22 protein-coding genes and 1 tRNA gene are annotated in these 22,330 nt (G+C 69.3%); 11 read left to right on the forward strand and 12 right to left on the reverse strand.

The genetic code is table 11. The features are described from left to right. Nucleotides 1–16 precede the first annotated feature (16 nt). From E4A53_RS02255 to rpiB, 4 genes are read right to left on the reverse strand one after another with little or no spacing between them, the layout of a single operon-like run. Complete coding sequence (locus E4A53_RS02255; RefSeq protein WP_136161497.1) at nt 17–1,255, reverse strand: TrmH family RNA methyltransferase; 1,239 nt, start codon at nt 1,253–1,255, stop codon at nt 17–19. 16 nt (nt 1,256–1,271) lie between these two features. Next, nucleotides 1,272–1,736, reverse strand: a complete 465-nt coding sequence (nrdR, locus tag E4A53_RS02260; protein WP_136161498.1) for a transcriptional regulator NrdR — start codon at nt 1,734–1,736, stop codon at nt 1,272–1,274. A 47-nt stretch (nt 1,737–1,783) separates the two neighbouring features. Continuing rightward, complete coding sequence (locus tag E4A53_RS02265) at nt 1,784–3,097, reverse strand: serine hydroxymethyltransferase (RefSeq protein WP_136161499.1); 1,314 nt, start codon at nt 3,095–3,097, stop codon at nt 1,784–1,786. After that, a complete protein-coding gene (rpiB, locus tag E4A53_RS02270) occupies nt 3,094–3,552 on the reverse strand; it encodes a ribose 5-phosphate isomerase B (protein WP_136161500.1) in 459 nt (152 codons plus the stop codon). The genes E4A53_RS02265 and rpiB overlap by 4 nt, the downstream gene beginning before the upstream one ends. A 152-nt stretch (nt 3,553–3,704) precedes the next feature. Here rpiB and E4A53_RS02275 point away from each other — a divergent pair, with 152 nt between their 5' ends. After that, nucleotides 3,705–4,148, forward strand: coding sequence for a hypothetical protein (locus E4A53_RS02275; RefSeq protein ID WP_136161501.1), 444 nt, complete (start codon nt 3,705–3,707; stop codon nt 4,146–4,148). Nucleotides 4,149–4,200: 52 nt separating this feature from the next. Continuing rightward, entirely contained in the window at nt 4,201–4,722 is a 522-nt protein-coding gene (locus E4A53_RS02280; protein WP_136161502.1) for a GNAT family N-acetyltransferase, read from the forward strand. An 11-nt stretch (nt 4,723–4,733) separates the two neighbouring features. Here E4A53_RS02280 and hemA read toward each other — a convergent pair whose 3' ends face one another. Together hemA and murI are read right to left on the reverse strand one after the other, a co-directional pair. Further along, complete coding sequence (gene hemA, locus E4A53_RS02285) at nt 4,734–5,975, reverse strand: 5-aminolevulinate synthase (RefSeq protein WP_136161503.1); 1,242 nt, start codon at nt 5,973–5,975, stop codon at nt 4,734–4,736. Between the two features lie 114 nt (nt 5,976–6,089). Then, nucleotides 6,090–6,884, reverse strand: coding sequence for a glutamate racemase (gene murI, locus E4A53_RS02290; RefSeq protein ID WP_136161504.1), 795 nt, complete (start codon nt 6,882–6,884; stop codon nt 6,090–6,092). An 84-nt stretch (nt 6,885–6,968) separates the two neighbouring features. Here murI and plsY point away from each other — a divergent pair, with 84 nt between their 5' ends. From plsY to topA, 3 genes are all read left to right on the forward strand, one after another. Then, nucleotides 6,969–7,568, forward strand: coding sequence for a glycerol-3-phosphate 1-O-acyltransferase PlsY (gene plsY, locus E4A53_RS02295; protein WP_239018118.1), 600 nt, complete (start codon nt 6,969–6,971; stop codon nt 7,566–7,568). Next, on the forward strand, nt 7,561–8,664 hold the full coding sequence (dprA, locus tag E4A53_RS02300; RefSeq protein WP_136161505.1) for a DNA-processing protein DprA: 1,104 nt from the start codon (nt 7,561–7,563) through the stop codon (nt 8,662–8,664). The genes plsY and dprA overlap by 8 nt, the downstream gene beginning before the upstream one ends. A gap of 160 nt (nt 8,665–8,824) precedes the next feature. Next, nucleotides 8,825–11,374, forward strand: a complete 2,550-nt coding sequence (topA, locus tag E4A53_RS02305) for a type I DNA topoisomerase (protein WP_136161506.1) — start codon at nt 8,825–8,827, stop codon at nt 11,372–11,374. 6 nt (nt 11,375–11,380) lie between these two features. Here topA and E4A53_RS02310 read toward each other — a convergent pair whose 3' ends face one another. The 6 genes from E4A53_RS02310 to E4A53_RS02335 are packed head-to-tail and all read right to left on the reverse strand — an operon-like array spanning nt 11,381 to nt 15,729. Then, nucleotides 11,381–11,686, reverse strand: a complete 306-nt coding sequence (locus E4A53_RS02310) for a peroxiredoxin (RefSeq protein WP_239018094.1) — start codon at nt 11,684–11,686, stop codon at nt 11,381–11,383. After that, entirely contained in the window at nt 11,674–12,423 is a 750-nt protein-coding gene (locus tag E4A53_RS02315; protein WP_136161508.1) for a HesA/MoeB/ThiF family protein, read from the reverse strand. The genes E4A53_RS02310 and E4A53_RS02315 overlap by 13 nt, the downstream gene beginning before the upstream one ends. After that, nucleotides 12,420–12,860 carry a dUTP diphosphatase gene (gene dut, locus E4A53_RS02320; RefSeq protein ID WP_136161509.1) on the reverse strand — a complete coding sequence of 147 codons (441 nt, stop codon included), beginning with the start codon at nt 12,858–12,860 and terminating at the stop codon, nt 12,420–12,422. The genes E4A53_RS02315 and dut overlap by 4 nt, the downstream gene beginning before the upstream one ends. Next, entirely contained in the window at nt 12,857–14,116 is a 1,260-nt protein-coding gene (locus E4A53_RS02325) for a bifunctional phosphopantothenoylcysteine decarboxylase/phosphopantothenate synthase (protein ID WP_136161510.1), read from the reverse strand. The genes dut and E4A53_RS02325 overlap by 4 nt, the downstream gene beginning before the upstream one ends. A gap of 30 nt (nt 14,117–14,146) precedes the next feature. After that, a complete protein-coding gene (gene ruvX / locus E4A53_RS02330; protein ID WP_136161511.1) occupies nt 14,147–14,605 on the reverse strand; it encodes a Holliday junction resolvase RuvX in 459 nt (152 codons plus the stop codon). Continuing rightward, nucleotides 14,602–15,729 carry a DUF3089 domain-containing protein gene (locus E4A53_RS02335; RefSeq protein WP_136161512.1) on the reverse strand — a complete coding sequence of 376 codons (1,128 nt, stop codon included), beginning with the start codon at nt 15,727–15,729 and terminating at the stop codon, nt 14,602–14,604. Before E4A53_RS02335 ends, ruvX begins: the two co-directional genes overlap by 4 nt. 106 nt (nt 15,730–15,835) lie before the next feature. Between E4A53_RS02335 and gatC the strand changes: the two genes are divergently transcribed. The 6 genes from gatC (at nt 15,836) to tig (ending at nt 22,310) form a co-directional block, all read left to right on the forward strand. Beyond that, nucleotides 15,836–16,123, forward strand: coding sequence for an Asp-tRNA(Asn)/Glu-tRNA(Gln) amidotransferase subunit GatC (gatC, locus tag E4A53_RS02340; protein WP_136161513.1), 288 nt, complete (start codon nt 15,836–15,838; stop codon nt 16,121–16,123). After that, a complete protein-coding gene (gene gatA, locus E4A53_RS02345) occupies nt 16,123–17,604 on the forward strand; it encodes an Asp-tRNA(Asn)/Glu-tRNA(Gln) amidotransferase subunit GatA (RefSeq protein ID WP_136161514.1) in 1,482 nt (493 codons plus the stop codon). Before gatC ends, gatA begins: the two co-directional genes overlap by 1 nt. A 96-nt stretch (nt 17,605–17,700) precedes the next feature. Next, a complete protein-coding gene (locus E4A53_RS02350; protein ID WP_168694293.1) occupies nt 17,701–18,861 on the forward strand; it encodes an acyltransferase family protein in 1,161 nt (386 codons plus the stop codon). A 38-nt stretch (nt 18,862–18,899) separates the two neighbouring features. Then, complete coding sequence (gatB, locus tag E4A53_RS02355; RefSeq protein WP_136161516.1) at nt 18,900–20,372, forward strand: Asp-tRNA(Asn)/Glu-tRNA(Gln) amidotransferase subunit GatB; 1,473 nt, start codon at nt 18,900–18,902, stop codon at nt 20,370–20,372. 162 nt (nt 20,373–20,534) lie between these two features. Further along, nucleotides 20,535–20,619 (forward strand) — tRNA-Leu (locus E4A53_RS02360). 59 nt (nt 20,620–20,678) lie between these two features. Then, nucleotides 20,679–22,310, forward strand: a complete 1,632-nt coding sequence (gene tig / locus E4A53_RS02365; RefSeq protein ID WP_136161517.1) for a trigger factor — start codon at nt 20,679–20,681, stop codon at nt 22,308–22,310. Nucleotides 22,311–22,330 lie beyond the last annotated feature (20 nt).

Raw genomic sequence — 22,330 nt, forward strand, 5'->3', positions numbered from 1 at the left:
TAACCGTGATCTGCCGCTACCGCCGCCGGGGCCGGGCCAGCGCGCTCAGCACCCCGCGCAGGGTGCGGACCTCCAGGCTGTTCCAGCCGGGCTTGGTCAACAGGGTGCGCAAGGTCAGCCGGGTCGCCGGCGCGCGATCCGGCGGATAGAAATAGCCTGCCGGCTCCAGCAATGCCTCCAGCGCGGCGATCAGGCCGTCCAGCTCCACCTGCGGCGCCGGCGGCAGGAGCGGGGTCTCGGTCGGGCTGGCCAGCGCCTCGCCCTTCGACCATTCGTAGCAGATCAGGTTGACCGCCTGCGCCAGGTTGAGCGAGCCGAATTGCGGGTTGATCGGCACGGTGACGATCGTCCGCGCCAGCGCCACGTCCTCGGTCTCCAGCCCCGACCGTTCCGGCCCGAACAGAATGGCGGAGCGCCCGCTGGCGCCATGGATCGCGTCCGCCGCCTGCGCCGGTGTCAGCACCGGCTTGGTCACCCCGCGCTTGCGTACCGTGGTCGCATGGACATGCGCACAATCGGCGACCGCCTCGGCGACCGTATCGAACAGGCGCACCCGCTCCAGCACGACATCCGCCCCGCTCGCCGCCGGCCCGGCATCCGGGTTCGGCCAGCCGTCGCGCGGCGCGACCAGCCGCATCTCGGTCAACCCGAAATTCAACATCGCCCGCGCCGCCTTGCCAATGTTCACGCCCAGTTGGGGGCGGACCAGCACGATCACGGGCTGAGTGGGGGGCAATTCCACGCATTGCTGATCCGTGCGTCTCTCGACGGCGCTCGGGATGGCTCCCCGATGGTGCTTGGGACGGTCCCTCGACTGCGCTCGGGATAGATGGGTGGAGAGAGGTGAGGGGCGGGGTGCCTGCGCATCCCCATCCCTATCCCTATCCCCCAATCCGTCCATCCCGAGCGCAGTCGAGGGACGTATCGGCAAGGGATGCACGTCTGACACATCCGGCACCTCCCGAACCCCACGCTCTGCCGGCGGCACCGCGGCGGTCTTCAGCGCGGCCCAGTCCCCCCGGATCAGCGCCTCCTTCTTGGCGCGCGACCAGCCCTTGATCCGTGCCTCGGCCGCGCGGGCATCGTCGCGGGTCTGGAAGGCTTCGCTCCACACCAGCGCCACCGGCCGCCTGGTCGCGGTGTAGCCGCCGATCGCGCCGCTCTCATGCTCGGCGATGCGGCGGTCGAGGGTGTCGGTCTGGCCGGTGTAATAGCTGCCGTCGGCGCAGCGCAGCATATAGACGTGAAAGGTCATGCCCGGTTCGCAGCGGTCATTCCGGCGCCCCGACGCCGGCGATAGTGCCGGCGAAATCCTCGAAATCGCGGGCTTCGGTGAAGTCCTTGTAGACGCTGGCGAAGCGGATGTAGGCGACATGGTCGATCGCATGCAGGCCGTCCATCACCAGCTCGCCGATCCGCTTCGCCGGGACCTCGCTGTCGCCGGCGGTTTCCAGTTGGCGCTGAATGCCGGAGACGAGTCGTTCCAGCCGCATCGGCTCGATCGGCCGCTTGCGGCAGGCGATCGAGACCGACCGGGCCAGCTTGTCGCGGTCGAACGGCTCGCGCTGCCCTTCCGCCTTGATCACAGTCAGCTCGCGGATCTGGATGCGCTCGAATGTGGTGAAGCGCGCGCCGCAGCCCTCGCACTGGCGCCGTCGGCGGATGGCGGCGCCGTCCTCGGTCGACCGGCTGTCCTTGACCTGGCTGTCCTCGTGGCCGCAGAACGGGCAGCGCATCTACGCCGCCTTGCGCGGCGTCCGCCGCTGCCCGCGCGCCGTCACCATCACGCCTCCGGATAGATCGGGAAGCGGGCGCACAGCGCGCGGACGCGATCGTTGACAGCCTTTTCCACCGCCGGGTCGCCGGCCTCGCCCTTGGCGCGCAGCCCGTCGAGCACGTCGGCGATCATGTCGCCGATGTCGCGGAATTCGGCGACGCCAAAGCCGCGGGTGGTGCCGGCGGGCGATCCGACACGGATGCCGCTGGTCTTGACCGGCGGCAGCGGATCGAACGGGATGCCGTTCTTGTTGCAGGTGATGCCGGCGCGCTCCAGCGCCTCGTCGGCGTCGCGGCCGGTCACGCCCAACGGCCGCAGGTCGACCAGCGCCAGATGGGTGTCGGTGCCGCCGGCGACCAGATCGGCGCCGCGCTCCTTCAGCCGGCTGGCCAGTGCCTTCGCATTCTCCAGCACGGCGGCGATGTAGCTCTTGAACGACGGCTGCAGCGCTTCGCCGAACGCCACCGCCTTTGCGGCGATGACGTGCATCAGCGGCCCGCCCTGAAGGCCGGGGAACACCGCCGAGTTGATTTTCTTGGCGATCGCCTCGTCATCGGTCAGCACCATGCCGCCACGCGGGCCGCGCAGCGTCTTGTGGGTGGTGGTGGTGACGACATGGGCGTGGCCGAACGGCGTCGGGTGCAGCCCGGCGGCGACGATTCCGGCGAAATGGGCCATGTCGACCATGAACAGCGCGCCGACCTCGTCCGCGATCGCGCGGAAGCGGGCAAAATCCAGGTGGCGCGGATAGGCGGAACCGCCGGCGATGATCAGCGTCGGTTTATGCTCCTTCGCTAGCCGCTCGACCTGATCGAAATCGACGAGATGATCGTCGGGGCGGACGCCGTACTGGACGGCGTTGAACCACTTGCCCGACAGCGCCGCCCGGGCACCGTGGGTCAGGTGGCCGCCGGCGTCCAGGCTCATGCCGAGGATGGTGTCGCCCGGCTTGGTCAGCGCCAGCATCACCGCGCCGTTGGCCTGCGCGCCGGAATGCGGCTGGACGTTGGCGAAGCCGCAACCGAACAACTGCTTCGCCCGCTCGATCGCCAGCGTCTCGACCGTGTCGGACGGGGCGCAGCCCTGGTAGTAGCGCTTGCCCGGATAGCCTTCCGCATATTTGTTGGTGAAGACGGATCCCTGCGCCTGCAGCACCGCGCGCGACACGATGTTCTCCGACGCGATCAGTTCGATTTGGTTCTGCTCGCGGTCCAGCTCGCGGGTCATGCCGGCGAAGACGGCGGGGTCAGCTTCGGCGACGCCGCGGGTGAAGAAGCCGTCCGGCTGAACGTCGTTCAGGGTCCTGGGGTTGGTGCTCATGCCGGCTCCTTCGCGCTGCTGGGGTGGGTCAGTTTGTCGATGCGTCGCTGGTGGCGGCCGCCCTCGAATTCGGTGGTGAGGAAGGCGGTGACGCAGGCCTTGGCCATGTCGAGGCCGACCAGCCGGCCGCCCATCGCGATGACGTTGGCGTCATTGTGCCGCCGCGCCAGTTCCGCCGACAGCGGCTCGTCGACCAGCGCGCAGCGGCAGGCCGGATTGCGGTTGACCGCGATCGAGATGCCGATGCCGGACCCGCAGAGCGCAATGCCGACCGGCGCGTCGCCCTTCGCCACCGCTTCCGCCAGGCGGTAGCCGAAATCGGGGTAATCGACGGAATCGGGTCCGTTGGTGCCCAGATCCTGCACGGCGTGCCCTTCCGCGTGCAACCATTCGACCAGTGCGGCCTTCAACGCATAGGCGGCGTGATCGGAGGCGATGGCGATGGAACGGGGCATGGCTCTGTGTCCGCGAATGAGTCGGATGGCGGCTCTCTAGGCACTTGCGGCCGCGCGCGCCACCTTTGTCAGCATGCGGGGCCGCCGCCGCCCGGCTTTCCCGCCGCGCCTGCCGCCTGTAGGCTGGCGCGCCAGCCCTGGGAGAAATGCCGATGTCGTTCCGTTCCGCTGCGCTGACCGCCGTCGCGCTGCTGCTTCTCGCCTGTTCCGGCAACGGCCCCGCCGACAACGCGGCCGAGGCGCGCGACCGGCTGCCCCCGGGCCAGGCGCTGCCGCCACCGGAGTTCGAGATGGTGCCGCCGGACGAATCGGCCAGCCCGACCGATGCGTGGATCGGCAAGTGGGTCGGCGTCGAAGGGCTGGCGCTGGACGTGGCACCAGCCGACGCGCCGGGCCGCTATACGCTGACCGTCACACTGCTTGATGGGACGAACCGCTACGACGGCGTCGCCGACGGCGATGTCATCCGCTTCACCCGCGCCGGCCGCCCGGAAACGCTGCGCGCGGTGCTGGGCGATGAAACCGGCCTCAAATACCTGGCCGGCAAGCACGATTGCCTGATGATCAAAACGGGCGAGGGCTTCTGCCGGGACTAGCCACCTGTCGCGGATGATTTTGCGCGAGGGAAAAAGCCTTTAAGGTCAACGGATGATCGAAACCGACAGGCTTGTCCTCCGCCGTCACCGGGAGGACGATTTCGACGCGCTTCATGCGCTGTGGAGCGACCCGCTGGTCGTCGCCCATGTTGGCGGTATTCCGCTGGGGCGCGAACAGGTCTGGCAGCGGCTGCTGCGCTACTTCGGCCATTGGGCGGTGCGCGGTTACGGCATGTGGGTGGTCGAGACCCGCGCCGGCGCCTTCGTCGGCGACGTTGGCATCTTCGAGGGGCGGCGCGGGCTGGGCGCGCGCTTCGACTCGGCGCCGGAGGTCGGCTGGGTGCTCAGCCCGGCGGCCTGGGGGCGCGGCTATGCGACGGAAGCGGTACTCGGCGCGATCGGCTGGATGGAGGCGACGCACGGCATCGACCGCACCGTTTGCCTGATCGAGAGCGGCCACCGCCCGTCGATCCGCGTCGCCGAGCGCGCCGGCTTCGTTCATTACGACGCCGCCGAATACAAGGGCGAGGCGATCGTGCTGATGGAGCGCCCGCGCCCGGCGGCGGGCGGCTGAGCGGGCGGCGTTCAGGCCGCCTTGCGCATTTCCAGCCGGTCCCAGATCTCGACCAGCGCCCCGACCAGCTCGCGCATCATCGCCTCGCTGTGGGTCGGCCCGGGGGTGAAGCGCAGCCGCTCGGTGCCGCGCGGCACGGTCGGGTAATTGATCGGCTGGACGTAGACGCCGTATTCGGCGAGCAGAATGTCGCTGATCTTCTTGGCCTTGACCGGGTCGCCGACCATCAGCGGCACGATGTGGGTGGTCGACGCCATCACCGGCAGGCCGGCATCCCGCATCATCGCCTTCAGCCGCGCCGCCGCCGCCTGCTGCCCGTCGCGCTCGGCGCTCGACGCCTTCAGGTGGCGGACGCTGGCGAGCGCGCCGGCGACCAGCACCGGCGACAGCGAGGTGGTGAAGATGAAGCCCGGCGCATAGCTGCGGATCACGTCGATGATCGTGCGGTCCGCGGCGATATAGCCGCCCATCACGCCGATCGCCTTGGCCAGCGTGCCTTCGATGATGGTCAGCCGGTGGGCGACGCCCTCGCGGTCGGAAATGCCGCCGCCGCGCGGGCCGTACATGCCGACGGCGTGGACCTCGTCCAGATAGGTGAGCGCGTTGTATTTGTCGGCCAGGTCGCAGATCTCGGCGATCGGCGCGACGTCGCCGTCCATCGAATAAACGCTTTCGAATGCGATCAGCTTGGCGGCGCCGACCGGTGCTGCCGCCAGCAATTCCTCCAGATGGGCGAGGTCGTTGTGGCGGAACACCCGCTTCTCGCAGCCGGAATGGCGGATGCCGGCGATCATCGACGCATGGTTCAGCGCGTCGGAAAACACGATGCAGCCCGGCAGCAGCCGGCCGAGTGTCGCCAGCGCCGCCTCGTTCGACACGTAGCCGGAGGTGAACAGCAGTGCGCCGCCCTTGCCGTGCAGGTCGGCCAGTTCGTGTTCCAGGTCGACATGGTAATGGGTATTGCCACCGATGTTGCGGGTGCCGCCGGACCCGGCGCCGACATCGTGCAGCGCCTCTTCCATCGCGGCGATCACGTCGGGGTGCTGGCCCATCGCCAGATAGTCGTTGGAGCACCAGACGGTGATCGGCTTCGGCCCGTTATGCCCGGCGAAGCAGCGCGCGTTGGGGAACATGCCCTTGTTGCGCAGGATGTCGATGAACACGCGGTATCGGCCTTCGCTGTGCAGCCGGTCGATCGCCTGGGCGAACACGTGGTTGTAGTCGAGCGCGCGCTCGTCGCTGTTCTGGGTCATCTCGGCCGTGCCGATAGCCCGTGAACTATCGTATTACCAGTGAGAACAGCTCGCAACAGCATGGTTTCCGGCCGATTCGGCAAGCGGCGGCGGGTGTTTGCGCCGCCCGGGGACCTACAGCGTGTCGATCCGCTGCAGCCCGAATCCGGCGAGCGCGGGGATCAGCGGCTCCTGTCCCGCGTCGCGCTGGGTGAACAGCGCGATGCCGGGCGGCGCCGCTTCCGGCCAGCCCTGTCCCCGGGTCAGGTGCGCGATGCGGCGGGCGATGCCCTCGGCGCCGTCGACCAGCGTCACGCCCGGCGCCGCCCGCGCCAGTTCGTCCTCGATCAGCCGGAAATGGGTGCAGGCGAGGACGATCGCGTCCATCCCCGCGCCACCCGGCTGATCGGTCAGCGCGGCGACGATCGCGGCATATTCGGCCGGGTCGGTGGCTTCGCCGCGCAGTTTCGCCTCGGCCAGCTCGACAAGCCGGGCCGATCCGTGGCGCAGCACGGTGCAGTCAGCGGCGAATTCGGCGGCGAGCCGGTCGACATAGGGCTGGCGCACCGTCGCATCGGTGCCAAGCACCCCGATCACCCGGCTTTTCGAGACGAGTGCCGCCGGCTTGATCGCCGGCACGGTGCCGACGACCGGCACGTCGAGCGCGGCACGGATCACCGGCAGCGCGATCGTCGACGCGGTGTTGCAGGCGATGACGACCAGACGCGGCCGGTACCGCTCGACCAGCCGACCGAGCAGCGCCGGCACCCGCGCCGCGATTTCCGACTCGCTTTTCAGGCCGTAGGGGAAACCGGCCGAATCGGCCGCGTATACGACGGGCGCGGTCGGCAGCAGCGCGCGCGTCGGACCGAGAACGGACAGGCCGCCGACACCGGAATCGAAGAAAAGCAGGGGACGGGTGTCGGCCATTGAGATTTTGCTGTAAGTTATTGCCGGTCTGGATCAAGGCCCTAAACTGGCGGTCTTGAACGGGGGCTGGGGAGCTTGATCGACATGCTCTGGATGGGACCGGCGGCGGCGCTCGCCCTTGGCTACGTGCTCGGGGCCATTCCGTTCGGCCTGTTGCTCGGTCGCATGGCCGGAATCGGCGATATTCGCGAGGCTGGCTCCGGCAATATCGGCGCGACCAACGTGCTGCGCGTCGGCGGCAAGAAGCTGGCCGCCGCGACGCTGCTGCTCGATGCGGGCAAGGGCGCGGCGGCGGTGCTGCTCGGCGGGCTGATCCTGCCCGAATCCGGGGCGTTGCTCGGCGGGACGGGGGCGTTCTTCGGCCACCTCTACCCGGTCTGGCTGGGCTTTCGCGGCGGCAAGGGGGTGGCGACCCTGCTCGGCGTCGCTCTTGCGCTCTACTGGCCGGTCGGCAGCGTGTTCGCGCTGGTGTGGGTCGGCGCGCTGGCACTGTTCCGCTATTCCTCGGTCGGCGGCATGGCCGCCGCGGTCTCAGCGCCGCTCGTCGCCGCGATCTGCGGCCGGTTCGAACTGGCGCTGCTGCTGATCGCCCTGGCGCTGATGGTGCTGTGGCGCCACCGCGCCAACATCGAACGGCTGCTCGCCGGCACCGAGCCGCGCATCGGCGGCGCCAAGGGTGGCTGACGCCGCTTCCGGCGACGATGATTTTGCCAGATTGCGGCTGATCCGCTCGGCCAATATCGGCCCCGTGACCTATGCCCAGTTGATCGCCCGTTTCGGCAACGCGGCGGCGGCGCTGGCCGCGATCCCGGCACTGGCGGCACGTGGCGGCGGGCGGGCGCCACGGCTGGCGGAGACGGGCGCGGTGCGGGCGGAGATGGCACGCACCGCCGCTCTTGGCGCCCGTTATCTGTTCACCGGCGATGCCGATTATCCGCCGCTTCTCGCCCATGTCGAAAGCGCGCCGCCGGTGCTGGTCGTGCGCGGCGCCGTCCCACTGGCGGCGCGGACGACGGTCGCCGTCGTCGGCGCGCGCAATGCCTCGGCTGCCGCCTGCCGCTTCGCGCGCGGGCTGGCGCAGGCGCTGGCCAGCGACGGGATCAGCGTCGCCTCCGGGCTGGCACGGGGCATCGACACGGCGGCGCATGTCGGCGCGCTCGACGGCGGCACCATCGCCGTCGTCGCCGGCGGCATCGACGTGGTCTTTCCGCCCGAAAACGCCGCATTGCAGGAAGAGGTCGCTGTGCGCGGTCTGCTGATCGCTGAACAGCCGCCGGGCACGGAACCGCATGCCCGCCATTTTCCCTGGCGCAACCGGATCATCGCCGGGCTGGCCGCCGGCACCGTGGTGGTGGAGGCGGCGCCGCGCTCCGGCTCGCTGATCACCGCCCGGCTGGCCGGCGAGGCCGGCAGGGCGGTGATGGCGGTACCCGGCTCGCCGCTCGACCCGCGCGCGCAGGGCTGCAACCAGTTGATCCGCGATGGCGCGATCCTGATCCAGTCCGCCGCCGACGTCGTCGAGGCGATCGGCCCGCTCGACCGGCGCGTCGTCGCCCAGCCGGCCGATCGCTTCGCCGCCCAGCCGATCGCCGCCGACGCGACCGACGGCGAGCGGCGGGCCGTCATCACCCTGCTCGGCCCGACGCCGGTGGCGGTCGACGAGCTGATCCGCCAGGCCGGGCTGGCCCCGGCCGTCGTCCAGACGGTGCTGCTCGAACTGGAACTGGCCGGGCGGCTGGAGCGGCATGCCGGCGCCCGCGTCGCGCTTCCCGCCGGGTAGGGGAGCGGGCCGGTGCCGACTCCGCCTGAAGCGGACGAACTCCAGCGGCATGGTCAATCGGTATGGATCGGGGCGGGTAATCCTCTCTCCCTCTTGACGGGGCGCACCGGGGCTTCCCATCCTCGCATGCGTACGTGAAGCGTTTTCGATCCGGGGTTTCATGCAGCTTGTCATCGTCGAATCGCCTGCCAAGGCGAAGACCATCGAGAAATATCTCGGCGGGGCGTACCGCGTCCTCGCCTCCTACGGCCACATCCGCGACCTGCCGCCGCGCGACGGATCGGTCCGGCCGGACGAAGGCTTCGCGATGGATTGGGAAGCCTATGCCGACAAGGGCAAGCAACTGCGCGCGATCGTCGACGCGGCGAAGCAGGCCGATCGGCTGATCCTCGCCACAGACCCCGACCGGGAAGGGGAGGCGATTTCGTGGCACGTGCAGGAAATGCTGCGCCAGAAGAAGGCGCTGCCGAAGGACATCGAACGGGTGACGTTCAACGCGATCACCAAGGCAACGGTGACGGCGGCGATGAAGGCGCCGCGCGCGCTCGACGACGACCTGATCGACGCCTATCGCGCCCGTCGCGCGCTCGATTATCTCGTCGGCTTCACCCTGTCGCCGGTGCTGTGGCGCAAGCTGCCCGGCGCCAAGTCGGCCGGGCGGGTGCAGTCGGTTGCGCTGCGCCTGATCGTCTCGCGCGAGCGGGAGATCGAAAGCTTCGTCGCGCAGGAATACTGGTCGGTCTTCGCCGACATGGAGCAGGACGGCCAGCCGTTCGTCGCCCGGCTGGTGCGCTGGCGCGGCGAGAAAATCGATCGGCTGACGATCGGCGCCGCCGGCGATGCGGAGGCGGCGAAGGCGGCTGTAGAGGCCGGTCGTTTCACTGTCGTATCGGTTGAAACCAAGCCGGCGACCCGCAACCCCCCGCCGCCGTTCACTACCTCCACCTTGCAGCAGGAAGCGGCCCGAAAGCTGGGCTTTTCCGCCAGCCACACCATGCGCGTCGCCCAGACTCTCTATGAGTCCGGGGTGATAACCTATATGCGAACCGACGGCGTCCAGATGGACGAAAGCGCGATCTCCGCCGCCCGCCGCGCGATCGCCGATCGCTATGACGGCAGCTATGTTCCCGACAAGCCGCGCCACTACACGGCCAAAGCGAAGAACGCCCAGGAAGCGCACGAAGCGATCCGCCCGACCGATTTCGCCAACGACCGCGCCGCCTCCGGCGACGAGGCGCGGCTCTACGATCTGATCTTCAAGCGCGCGCTTGCCAGCCAGATGGCCTCCGCCCGGCTGGAACGGACCGCGGTCGAACTGGCCGATGCCACCGGCCAGACCGCGCTGCGCGCCACCGGCCAGGTCGTGCTGTTTCCCGGCTACCTCGCCCTGTACGAGGAAGGACGTGACGACCCGGCCGGCGGCGACGGCGATGATGATTCGCGCCGCCTGCCCCGGCTGGCGGCGGGTGACGCCCCGGCGCGCAAGGCGGTTCACGCCGAACAGCATTTTACCCAGCCGCCGCCGCGCTTCTCGGAAGCCAGCCTGGTCAAGAAGCTGGAAGAACTAGGCATCGGCCGCCCGTCGACCTACGCCTCGATCATCCAGGTGCTGAAAGACCGGGCCTATGTCCGGACCGAGAAGAACCGCTTCTTTGCCGAGGAGAGCGGCCGGCTGGTCACCGCCTTCCTCGAACGCTTCTTCGAGCGCTACGTCTCCTACGACTTCACCGCTGGGCTGGAGGACGAGCTGGACGACATCTCCGGCGGCCGGGCGCAGTGGCAGGCGGTGCTCGAGGCGTTCTGGAAGGATTTCAAGCCGAAGACCGAGCAGGTCATGGAGCAGAAGCCGTCGGACATCACCGCCGCGCTCGACCAGTTCCTGGAGCCCTATCTGTTCCCGCCGCAGGCGGACGGCAGCGATCCGCGCCTCTGCCCAAGCTGCAAGGCCGGGCGGTTGGCGCTGCGCGGCGGCCGGTTCGGCGCCTTTGTTGCCTGCTCCAACTACCCGGAGTGCAAATACACCCGGCGCTTCGCCCAGCCGGGCGGTGACAATGGCGGCGACAGCGGGCCGGAGGCGCTGGGCACCGACCCGGCGAGCGGCCTGGACATCACCCGGCGCAGCGGCCGGTTCGGCCCCTACATCCAGCTTGGTGACGGCAAGGAGGCGAAGCGCGCGTCGATCCCCAAGGATCTGCCGGGCGACGGCCTGACTCTCGATTGGGCGGTCAAGCTGCTGTCGCTGCCGCGCGAGATCGGTCCGCACCCGGAAAGCGGCAAGCCGATCACCGCATCCATCGGCCGTTACGGCCCCTATCTTGCTCATGACGGCAAATATGCCCGGCTGAGCAGCACGACGGAGGTGTTCGAAACCGGCATGAACGCCGCCGTGGTCAAGCTGGCCGAGGCAGCGGCAAATGGCGGCCGCCCCGCGCGCGGTGCCGCTGCCGCGCCGCTGCGCGTGCTCGGCGCCCACCCGCGAACCGAGGCGGAGATTCGGGTGATGGCCGGCCGCTACGGCCCCTATGTGACCGACGGCACCACCAATGCGACGCTACCCAAGGGGCTGGAGCCGGAGGCGGTGACGCTGGAGGAAGCAGCGCAGTTGATCGACGCGCGCGCGGCCGCCCCGGCACGCGGCAAGAAGAAGGCACCGGCCAAGAAGGCGCCGGCCCGGAAGAAGACACCGGCGAAGAAGGCAAAGAAGGCCTGAGCGCCCTCAGGCAGTGATTATGCGGTCGTCGCCCGCTTCGGCGAGCAGCGACACCAGTCCGCCGCCGGCGATGCGCGGATCGAATCGGTCCAGCGCCAGCCCGGCGGCGGCGAGGCCGCTCTGGCAGGCGATGACCTCCACTCCCAATGCCAGCGCGTCGTCGAGCGACGCGCCGTGCAGCAGGGCGACCGCGCGGTCGTGCAGGTAGAGCCGGCTGCGCCCGCCAAGCGCTGCTGTGGCGCTTGCGACGGCGATCGCGGCGTCCAGCCGTTCGCGGTCGGCAGTCAGCACGATCAGGGTCAGCCCGCGCATCGGCACTCCGGATCTTTCGGCAGCGCGGCGGTATGGAAGCGGAAGGCGAGCGCGTCGAGCCGCAGCAGCCGGCCGGCACTGTCCGCCCCGAACGGCACGATCTGGCGGATTGCCTCGATCGCGGCGAGGGCGCCGAGCGTTGCGGTCAGCGCGCCGAGCACGCCCTGGTCGGCGCAGCTTATGTCGGGCTGGTCGGGATCGTCGCCGACCAGGCAACGATAGCAAGGCTTGCCGGCTTCCCAGCCGCGATAGACCGCCAGTTGCCCGTCGAACTGCCCGACAGCCGCGGAGACCAGCGGGATGTGGAGGGCGAGCGCGGCGTCGGCGACGATCAGCCGGGTGGCGAAATTGTCGCAGCCGTCGAGCACCACGTCGGCGTCGGCGAGCAGCGCGGCGGCGTTGCTGGCGTCCAGCCTTACCGCCTGCCCGATAACGCCGATATCCGGGTTCAGCCGCTCGACAGCGTCCGCCGCCGCGTCGACCTTCAACCGCCCGACATCGGCGGTGGCGAACAGCGTCTGGCGTTGCAGGTTGGACAGCGCGACCCGGTCGTCGTCGATCACGGTCAGCTGGCCGACCCCGGCCGCCGCCAGCGCGGCGATTGCCGGGCAGCCGATGCCGCCGGCGCCGATCACCGCGACATGGCCGGCGAGCAGCGCCCGCTGCCCGGCGCCGCCGACCTCCTTCAGGATGATGTGGCGGGCGTAGCGATCGAGCTGGGTGTCGCTGAGCGTCACACCCCGGTCGAGCCGAAGCCGCCGGCGCCGCGCGCGGTCTCGTCCAGCTCCTCGACCTCGGCGAACCAGGCGGCGGTGACGGCGGCGGGGACGAGCTGGGCAATCCGGTCGCCGCGCGCGATGGCGAACGGCTCGCTGCCCAGATTGGCGAGGATCACCTTCACCTCGCCGCGATAGTCGGCGTCGATCGTTCCCGGCGCGTTGAGGCAGACGACACCGTGCTTCAATGCCAGGCCGGAGCGGGAGCGGACCTGCACCTCATGCCCTTCGGGGATGGCGAAGGCGAAGCCGGTGGCGACGGCGTGGCGAGCACCGGGGGCAAGGGTCAGCGCCTCGGCCGCGACGACGTCCATGCCGGCGGCATGGGCGGTGGCGTAGGTGGGGAGGGGCAGGCCGTCGCCGTGCGGCAGCCGCTTGACCTTGATCGTCACCGTCATCGTGCGGTCCCCAATGCATCGGCGATCCGTTCGGCCAGCCGTTCGGCGACCGCCAGCTTGCTGCCCTGCGGCCAATCCTCGACGCCGTCGGCGGTGACGAGGTGGACGCGGTTCTCGGCGCCGCCCATCACGTCGCCCGATACGTCGTTGGCGACGATCCAGTCGCTGCCCTTGCGCGTCCGCTTGGCGACGGCGTTGTCGACGACATTCTCGGTCTCCGCGGCAAAGCCGACGACCAGCGTGGGGCGGCGCGGATCGCGGGCCAGTTCAGCCAATATATCGGGGTTCTCGGACAGGCCCAGCGTCGGCGGCTTGCCGTCGGTGCGCTTCTTGATCTTGCCGGCGGCCGGCTCGACGCGCCAGTCGGCGACCGCCGCGACCATCACCGCCGCGTCGGCGGGCAGGGCGCGGGCGACTTCACTCGCCATCTGGCGCGCGGTCTCGACATCGACGCGGTCCACGCCCGGCGGTGTCGGCAGCGCCACCGGGCCGGAGACCAGCGTCACTCGCGCCCCCCGCGCGGCGAGGGCGCCGGCGATCGCATAGCCTTGCTTCCCCGACGAGCGGTTGGCGATGTAGCGCACCGGGTCGATCGGCTCGTGCGTCGGCCCGGCGGTGACGATGACGTGCCGCCCGGCCAGCCGCGCGTCGCGGCCGATCCATGCCGGACCGCCGGCCGGCGGCGGCAGCTTGGCCGGGCGGCTGGCGGTGGGCTCCGCCGCCAGCATCGCGTGGATCGCGGCGAGGATGGCGATCGGCTCGGGCAAGCGACCGGGACCGTATTCGCCGCAGGCCATTGCGCCTTCGTCCGGCTCCATCACCGTCACGCCGTCGGCGCGCAGGCGTTCGACGGCGCGCCGGGTCGCGGGGTGCAGCCACATCCGCACGTTCATCGCCGGGGCGACCAGCACCGGCTTGTCGGTCGCCAGCAGCAGCGTCGTCGCCAGATCGTCCGATATGCCGGCGGCCATCCGCGCCATCAGGTCGGCGGTGCCGGGGGAGACGACGACGAGATCGGCTTCGCGGCTGAGACGGATATGGCCCATCTCCGCTTCGTCCTTCAGGTCCCACAAGCTGGTGTGGACCGGCTGTTCCGACAGGGCGGCCAGCGTCATCGCGGTTACGAAATGCGCGCCACCGTCGGTCAGCACGCAGCGCACGCCCAGCCCGTCCTTTCGGAGCAGGCGGATCAACTCGCACGCCTTGTAGGCCGCGATCCCGCCGCCGACGATCAGGAGAATTCGCTTCGCTGTCATCACCGCCTCATTGCCGCGTGCAAGCCGGGGTTACAACCCGGCGAGCGCGTCGATCGCGCCCTGCAATATGTAGGAGGCGGCGAGCTTGTCGACCAGTTCGGCGCGGCGCGCCCGGCTGGCGTCGGCTTCGATCAGCGTGCGGGTCACCGCCTGGGTCGACCAGCGTTCGTCCCACAGCAGGATCGGCCTGGCGTCAGCCATGTTGCGGGCGAAGGCGCGGATCGACTGGGTGCGCGGCGAATCGCTGCCGTCGAGGTTGAGCGGCAGGCCGATGACGATGCCGGCAACCTGCTGCTCCGTCATCAGCGCCTCCAGCCCGGCGCGGTCGGCGGAGAATTTCGTCCGCCGGACCAGGGATGCCGGGCTGGCGATCGTCCAGCCGGCGTCGCACAGCGCGGTGCCGATCGTCCGGGTACCCACATCCAGCCCGATCAGCCGCCCGCCGTCGGGCAGCGCTGCGCGGAAAGCGGCGGGGTTGGTGGCGATCAACGCAGTTCGCCCGGCTGTTCGGCGAGGTAGGTCGCCAGACGCCGGGCAATATCCGCGCGGACATTGGCCCAGAACAGCGGATAGTCGAACACATGATAATTGTTGCCGGGCAGGGTGTAAGGGCCAAGCTCTGGCGGCTCGCCTATCAGCAATATGCCGCGCCCGTCGCAGCGCGCCGGCACCCGCCCCGCCTCGATCGTCGCGCTCTTCAGGTCCTTGCTGGGGAACAGGGTGCCGAGATTGGCCTCGGCGCCGGCGGCGGTGAACGGAATACCGGTCAGCGGGTTGGTGCACAGCATCGGCGTGCCGGCACGCGATACGCCGTTGAAGCCGGTGGTCTCGTCGTAATGCTCGAAGATCAGCGACGGGTCGGCCGGCTCGGCGAAACTTTGCCAGGATAGCAGGCACCCGGCCTGTTCGGCGGTTTCGCACGGCGGCAGGCCGAGCGCGGTAAGATCGGTGTCGACCGATATCGGCCAGCCGACGATGTAGACGGCGACGATGCGCTGCGCGATCGGCCGCCCCGCCACCCGCTCGCGCAGTAGCCGGGTCAGGTGGAGCGAGCCCTGGCTGTGCCCGGCGAGGATGATCGGCCGGTCGGCGGGCAGGTCCTTCACGAAGCGGTCGAACGCCGACAGCACGTCGCCATAGGCGAGGGCCAGCGCCTTCTCCGCATCGGCGCGGTCGGTCAGGAAGGCGCCGAACGTCGCCTGCCGGTATTTGGGCGCCCAGACGGTGGCGACGCCGTTGAAGGCGCTGGCCTGGGCGCGCAGGAACAGGCGGGCGCGTTCGCTGGCCTCGATGTCGTCGAGCGGGGCGTTCCAGGCCGAGCGTTCCAGGTAGGTTGTCGGGTGAATATAGAACAGCGCGGCGGGTGGAGCCCCGGCAGGCTGATAGCCTTCGGGCACCCAGAGCGACGGGTCGGTCGGGCCCTTGCCGGGGTAGGAATACCACATTGCCGGATCGGCATAGGCGTCGGCGGCGACCTTCGGCGCCGCCTGGAAGGCGGCGCTGGGCACGAAGGCGGCGCGCATGATCCGAGCGCTGAACAGGCGGTAGGCGAAGGCGGCGACCAGCACGAGGACGACCGCACCGGCGATGAAATACAGGAATTTCCGGGCCAAGTGGTTGCTCCGAACTGCGCTGTCCGCCACCTAGCGGGCGGACGGGATCGCGTCCAACACTACCGTCGTGCTTGAAGCCGGCCGGGCCGAATGCTAGCCGCGCGGCATGTCAGTCGATACAGCCACAGTCCGCCGGATCGCCGGCCTCGCACGGATCGCGGTCAGCGATGCCGAAGCCGAGGCGATGGTGCCCGAACTCAACAACATCCTCGGCTGGATCGAGCAACTGGGCGAGGTCGACACCAGCGGCGTCACCCCGATGACCGCGGTTATCGCCAACACCCTGCGGCTGCGCGACGACGTCGTGACCGACGGCGATGTGCGCGACGCGGTGCTGGCCAACGCCCCGCAGGCCGAGCACGGCTTCTTCGCCGTGCCGAAGGTGATCGAATAATGGCCGCGCTGACCGATCTGGGCATCGCCGCGATCCGCGACGGCGTGCGGGATGGCGCGTTCACCGCGCGCGAGGTGGCCGAGCAGTTCGTTGCCCGCGTCGCGGCGGCGCGGCCGCTGAACGCATTCATCACCGAAACGCCGGAGCATGCGCTGGCCGCCGCCGACGCCGCCGACAAGGCGCGCGCGGCGGGCACGCTGGCGCCGCTGTCCGGCGTGCCGATCGGCATGAAGGACCTGTTCTGCACCGCCGGCGTGCGGTCGACAGCCGCCAGCGCGATGCTCGGCGATTTCGTGCCGCCGTATGAATCGACGGTATCGGAAAAGCTGTGGGCGGCCGGCGCCGGCATGCTCGGCAAGCTGAACCTCGACCAGTTCGCGATGGGATCGTCCAACGAAACCAGCGCGTTCGGCAACGTCGTGTCACCGTGGCGGCGGAACGACGGCGGCAACGCGGCGCTGACGCCGGGCGGATCGTCGGGCGGCAGCGCGGCGGCGGTGGCGGCGCGGCTGTGCCCGGCGGCGACTGGCACCGACACCGGCGGGTCGATCCGCCAGCCGGCGGCGTTCACCGGCATTTCCGGGATCAAGCCAACCTACGGCCGCTGCTCGCGCTGGGGCATCGTCGCCTTCGCGTCGTCGCTGGACCAGGCCGGGGCGATGGCGCGCGACGTGCGCGACTGCGCGCTGATGCTGCAGGCGATGAGCGGTTTCGACCCGAAGGATGCGACCTCGCTCGACCTGCCGGTGCCCGACTGGGAGGCGGGGCTGTCCGCCGACCTGCGCGGCAAGCGCGTCGGCATCCCGCGCGAGTACCGCGTCGACGATATGCCGGCGGAGATCGACGCGTTGTGGCGGCAGGGCGCCGCCTGGCTGAAGGACGCCGGGGCCGAGGTGGTCGAAGTGTCGCTGCCGCACACCCGCTACGCCCTCCCGGCCTATTACATCGTCGCGCCGGCCGAGGCGTCGTCCAACCTCGCCCGCTATGACGGCGTCCGTTACGGGCTGCGCGACCTGCCCGAAGGCGCCGGGTTGCAGGACATGTACGCCGCCACCCGCGCCGCCGGGTTCGGGGCCGAAGTCAAGCGCCGCATCCTGATCGGCACCTATGTGCTGTCTGCCGGGTTCTACGACGCCTATTACACGCAGGCGCAGAAGATCCGGGCGCTGATCGCCCGCGATTTCGAGCAGGCCTGGGCAAGCTGCGACCTGCTGCTGACCCCGACCGCGCCGTCCGCCGCCTTCGCGCTGGGCGAGCGCAGCGCCGATCCGATCGCCATGTATTTGAACGACGTGTTCACCGTGCCGTCGTCGCTGGCCGGCCTGCCGGCGATGTCGGTTCCCGGCGGACTGGACGGGCAGGGCCTGCCGCTGGGCCTGCAACTGATCGGCCGGCCGCTGGACGAGCAGACCGTGCTGAACGCCGGCCTGGCGATCGAGGCGCGGGCCGGCTTTGGTGAACGCCCTAGCGACTGGTGGTGACGAAATAGCGCCGTATTGCGGGAAAACATGCTAAATGCTCTCGCGCGGCCGTCGAAAAGCTGGGAGAAGCGCCGCCGGTTAGCAAGGGGACGCGTTTTGTCGCATCGTTTCGAGGTGCTCGACAGCCTTCGAGGACTTTGCGCCTGCGCCGTCGTGCTGTTCCATTTCCACACCAACGGCGTGCTGTGCAACCTGAGTATCGTCCGGCATAGCTGGCTGTTCGTCGATTTTTTCTTCGTTCTCAGTGGCTTCGTTATAGCCAATGCCTATCTGGGGCGCTTGCAGGCCGGTTTTTCGGGCTGGCGTTTCCTTGGCCTCCGGATGGGGCGGATCTATCCGTTGCACCTGTTCGTGCTGCTGGTGATGCTGGCAGTGGAATTGGTGCTGCTGCTGTGCGGTGCCGGCGGATTGTCGACCCGGGTGCCGTTCACCAACGGCCGCAGCCCGTTCGAATTTGTCGCGTCGCTGCTGCTGCTCAACACCTTCGGACTGACCGACACCCTGCAATGGAACGGCCCGGCGTGGAGCATCGCCGCCGAGATGTGGGCGTACGCACTGTTCGCTGTCGTCGTGCTTGTCGGCGGGCGGCGCGCTCTGCCGCTGTTCGGGCTGATCGCGGTCGCGGCGCTGACCGGGTTGTGGCTGTGGTCCGACCGTGGGCTGGATGCGACTTATGAGCTGGGCTGGCTGCGCTGCTTCTACGGGTTCAGCCTGGGCGTGCTGCTGCACAGCGCACTTGGCGTGGTGCGCTGGCGGCCGGCGACAGCCGGGGCCGCGACGCTGGCCGAGGCCGCCGTCGTTGCCGCCTGCATCGCCTTCGTCACGCTGATCGGGACCGGGCCGGCGACCTTCGCGGCACCGCTGCTGTTCGCGCTCACGATTTTCGTCTTTGCCGGGGAAGGGGGCGCGATCAGCAGCGCGCTCCGCCGGCCGCTGCCCCGGCTGCTCGGTACGCTGTCCTATTCGATCTACATGATCCACGTCTTCGTGCAGGCGCGGCTGATCGACGGATTGCAACTGATCGGCGGCGAGCGGTTCGCCCGACCCAACCCGGTGCTGGGCGGCGCCGACTGGATCGCGCTGCCCGCACCGTGGAGCGATGCGGTGACCGTGGCGATGGTGGTCATCGTCGTCGGCTGTTCCTGGCTGACCTATCGCTGGGTCGAGCAGCCGGCGCGGGTCTGGTCGCGACGGTTGCTGGCCGACGGGCGCAAGGCGGAGGTCCGCCGCGCTGAAAGCGAAGCGCCGACCTTCTGACGCTTGCGATAGCCGCCGATCCGATTAGAGACGGTGCGATGACGACCAGCAGCTACCGAATCCAGGGCGCCACCGGCGAATGGGAGGTGGTGATCGGGCTTGAGGTCCACGCCCAGATCACCTCAAACGCCAAGTTGTTTTCCGGCGCGGCCACCGCGTTCGGCGCGGAGCCGAACACGCAGGTGTCGTTGGTCGACGCGGCGATGCCGGGCATGCTGCCGGTGCCGAACCGCGAATGCATTCGCCAGGCGGTGCGCACCGGCATGGCGATCGAGGCGGAGATCAACCGCTGGTCACGGTTCGACCGCAAGAATTACTTCTATGCCGACTTGCCGCAGGGTTACCAGATTTCGCAGCTCTACCACCCGCTGGTCGGCGAGGGCTCGATCGCGATCGAGCCGGCCGAGGGTGAGGAGAAGGTCGTCGGGATCGAGCGCATCCATGTCGAGCAGGATGCCGGCAAGCTGATGCACGACCAGCACCCGACCCGGTCCTATGTCGACCTGAACCGGTCCGGCGTCGCGCTAATGGAAATCGTGTCGCGGCCGGACATGCGCTCCCCGGCGGAAGCGGGGGCCTATGTCCGCAAGCTGCGCTCCATCCTGCGCTATGTCGGGTCGTGCGACGGCAATATGGAAGAAGGGTCGATGCGTGCCGACGTCAACGTCAGCGTACGCCGCCCGGGCGAGGAATTCGGCACCCGGACGGAGACCAAGAACGTCAATTCCGTCCGCTTCGTGATGGCGGCGATCGAGCATGAGGCGCGGCGCCAGGTCGACGTGCTGGAAAGCGGCGGCCGCATCGTCCAGGAAACCCGCCTGTTCGACCCGGACCGGGGCGAGACGCGATCGATGCGCTCCAAGGAGGACGCGCACGATTATCGCTATTTCCCCGATCCCGACCTGCTGCCGCTGGAGCTGGACGAGGCGTTCATCGCCGAATGCCGCGCCAGCCTGCCGGAGCTGCCGGACACCAAGCGCGCGCGCTATCGCGACGTGCTGGGCATCACCGCCTACAACGCGGCGGTGCTGACCGCCGAGGTGGAGACGGCGCGCTGGTTCGAGCGGCTGCTCGCGGCGTGCGGCGACCGGGTGACGCCGAAGGCGGCGTCCAACTGGGTGATTTCCGACCTGTTCGGCGCCCTCCACCGGATCGGCAAGGATATCGACGCCAGCCCGGTCGGCCCGGAGCAGGGCGCCGAGCTGCTCGCGCTGGTTGCCGATGGCACCCTGTCCGGCACGCTGGCCAAGCAGGTGTTCGAGATCATGCTGGAAACCGGTGACGACCCCGCGAAGATCGTCGCGGAACGCGGGATGAAGCAGACCAGCGATACCGGCGCGATCGACGCGGTGATCGCCGATGTGCTGACCGCCAATGCCGACAAGGTCGCCCAGTACAGGGACGGCAAGGAAGCGCTGTTCGGCTTCTTCGTCGGCCAGACGATGAAGGCGATGGCCGGCAAGGCGAATCCGCAGGTGGTGAACGCGCAACTGAAGAAGGCGCTCGGCTAGAAATCTGTCCTGTTCAGGCGGCACCGCCCTCCAGCGCCATTCCAACGATGTTGCGCATCACCTGAAGCGGACGGGCTCCAGGCTTTTGGGGCGGCTGGTCGCCCGATCCGCTTGCTCTGGAGTGCCCTCCTGTTATAGACGCCGCCGACCGGCGGTCCTGACGCGGGCGTGGCGGAACTGGTAGACGCGCTGGATTTAGGTTCCAGTATCGCAAGATGTGGGGGTTCGAATCCCTTCGCCCGCACCAGTTTCGCCCATGCACGCTGCCGCCATCGCCATTCAGCTTGAAAAGGCATGTTGACCGAAATGCAGACTGTCGAGACGTTGAACGAAGGCCTGAAGCGCGCCTACACGCTCACCATCACCGCCAAGGACATCGACAAGCGCGTCGAGGCGGAGTTGAAGACGGTGGCCCCGCAGGTGCGGATGCCGGGGTTCCGCCCGGGCAAGGTGCCGGCCAACCTGGTCCGCAAGATGCACGGCCCGGCGTTGCAGCAGGATGCGCTGAACAGCTCGATCCAGGAAGGCGTGCAGAAGATCCTCGCCGACAACAAGCTGCGCCCGGCGATGCAGCCGGCGGTGGAACTGGCCGAAGGCTATGAGCCGGGCAAGGACGCCGAGATCACCGTCTCGCTCGAGGTGCTGCCGCAGGTGCCGACGCCGCAGATCGACGGGCTGAAGCTGGAGCGGCTGACCGCGCCGGTGACCGACGCCCAGATCGACGAGGCGGTGGCCCGTATCGCCGCGCAGAACAAGAGCTGGGACGACGCCAAACCGACCTACAAGGCGAAGACCGGCGACCTGGTGACGATGGATTTCGTCGGCAAGGTCGGCGGCGAGGAGTTCGCCGGGGGCAAGGGCGAGGGCATGGCGATCGAGATCGGTTCGGGGCAGTTGATCCCCGGTTTCGAGGACCAGCTTGTCGGCGTGAAGGCCAATGACGAGAAGACGATCGAGGTCGCCTTCCCCGAAAACTACAACGCCAAGCATCTGGCGGGGAAGCCGGCGACGTTCGACCTGGTGATCACCGCGGTCAAGACGCCGAAGGAAACCGTCGCCGACGAGGAATTCGCCAAGGCGCTGGGCCTGGAAGGGCTGGACCAGCTTCGCGAGCTGTTCAAGGGACAGATCGAGCAGGAGCACAACGGCCTGACCCGCACCCATATGAAGCGCCGGCTGCTCGACCAGCTGGCCGCCGCGCACGACTTCGACGTGCCGCCGTCGATGGTCGAGGCCGAGTTCAACCAGATCTGGGCGCAGCTTGAGCACGAGGCAAGCCACGAGGAGGACCCGGAGGCCGCGCGCGCCGAGATGGAGAAGGACCGCGAGGATTACCGCGCGATCGCCGTGCGCCGCGTCCGCCTGGGCCTGCTGCTGTCCGAGATCGGCCAGGCCAACGGCGTCGAGGTGACCCAGCAGGAGATGAACCGCCTCGTCCAACAGGCGGCGCAGCAGTACAACCCGCAGGACCGCGAGCGCTTCGTCCAGTATATCCAGCAGGAACCGATGGCCGCCGCCCAGCTGCGCGCGCCGCTCTATGAGGACAAGGTCGTCGACTTCCTGTTCTCCAAGGCGGAGATCAGCGAGCGTGAGGTCAGCCGTGCCGAGATCGAGGCGGAGATCGAGTCCGAGGACGATGCCGGCCATGTCCACGGCCCCGGTTGCGGCCATGACCACCACGATCACGACCATGCCAAGCCGAAGGCCGCCAAGAAGGCCGCGCCGAAAAAGGTGGTGAGCGAGGAGGCCAAGGCCGAGGACGCCGCCGCCAAGCCCGCGGCGAAGAAGGCAGCCCCGAAGAAGACCGCTGCTGCCGAGGAAGCGCCGGCCCCGGCCAAGAAGCCGGCGGCGAAGAAGGTCGCGGCGGCGAAGGACGAGGCCCCGGCCAAGCCGAAGCCGGTGGCGAAGAAGCCGGCCGCCAAGAAGGCGGAAGGCTGAGCATCGCCAAGGCCCGCCAT

It is taken from the genome of Sphingomonas flavalba, assembly GCF_004796535.1.
GTDB lineage: Bacteria > Pseudomonadota > Alphaproteobacteria > Sphingomonadales > Sphingomonadaceae > Sphingomonas_L > Sphingomonas_L flavalba.